This is a genomic window from Pseudoalteromonas luteoviolacea CPMOR-1 (assembly GCF_001625685.1).
Classification (GTDB): domain Bacteria; phylum Pseudomonadota; class Gammaproteobacteria; order Enterobacterales; family Alteromonadaceae; genus Pseudoalteromonas; species Pseudoalteromonas luteoviolacea_K.
Genome location: NZ_AUYC01000006.1, coordinates 1 through 923 on the forward strand (window position 1 = coordinate 1; position 923 = coordinate 923).

Here is a 923-nt window from a genome sequence, read left to right on the forward strand (position 1 = left end):
TCATTAGAACCACCCATTGAACCTAATAAAAATAAAACAAAAAAATCTCTCGATTACTCGTGTTGGCCGTCAATGCCAACTCATCAAGTCTTGAATGATTGGCTTGCTATGCGGAAACGGAAAAAAGCGGATGTTACGCAAACGGTAATAAATCGCTTTGCCGATGAACTGAAAATTGCTGCAACACATGGTGTAAGTGTTGATGACTGTCTAGCTGAGTGTGTGGTTAGAAATTGGCAGGGCTTTAAATTCGAGTGGATGAATCGTAGCGCAGGGCTTAATCAGGTTCGACAGGTTCAAAGTCGGCCATTAACTCAAGACTTCAATCAGAACGTAGAAGGGTGGTGATCATGAATAACGCTTTAGTAAGACTTCAACAGCGCATGCCTAGTCATATAAAACCTGACGCCACAATACAGTCATATGATGACTTGCTGGCACTAAGGCGCGCCGCCGAAAATAAACAGTTAGAACATTTTTCACAGCAGCGCAGAGATTGGGTTGTTAGAAACAGTGGCATGAGTGACCGTTTTAAAAATTGCACATTTGATAATTATGTCGCTGAGACAGAAGACCAAAAGAAAGCCGTCCATTATGCACAGCGTTATGCTGACACGTTCCAAGGCCGTTTAACGGACGGCAAGGGGTTTATGTTCATCGGTGAACCTGGTACTGGGAAAAATCACTTAGCTTCTGCAATTGCCAATCACATTGGTAGAAACTTTAAAACAACACTAATTCTGACCGTTTCGGATCTCGTTGGCCTGATTCGCCAGTCATGGTCCAAGGACAATGATCTCACTGAGTCTCAAGTCATTAAGCAAGTCACTAGCGTTGATCTTCTAGTGATTGATGAAGTCGGATTGCAAAAAGGAAGTGAAGACGAGCACTTACAGTTAACCAAGATCATTGATAAGCGGCTA

Annotated in this window: 2 protein-coding genes; both read left to right on the forward strand. The window is 42.8% G+C overall.

What is annotated here, in order from left to right:
- Window positions 1-348 (forward strand): hypothetical protein (locus tag N473_RS01070; RefSeq protein WP_231099497.1); only part of this gene is annotated, 348 nt, incomplete at its 5' end.
- A gap of 2 nt (window positions 349-350) precedes the next feature.
- Window positions 351-923: ATP-binding protein (locus tag N473_RS01075; RefSeq protein ID WP_063366372.1), on the forward strand; the 573-nt coding region annotated here is incomplete at its 3' end.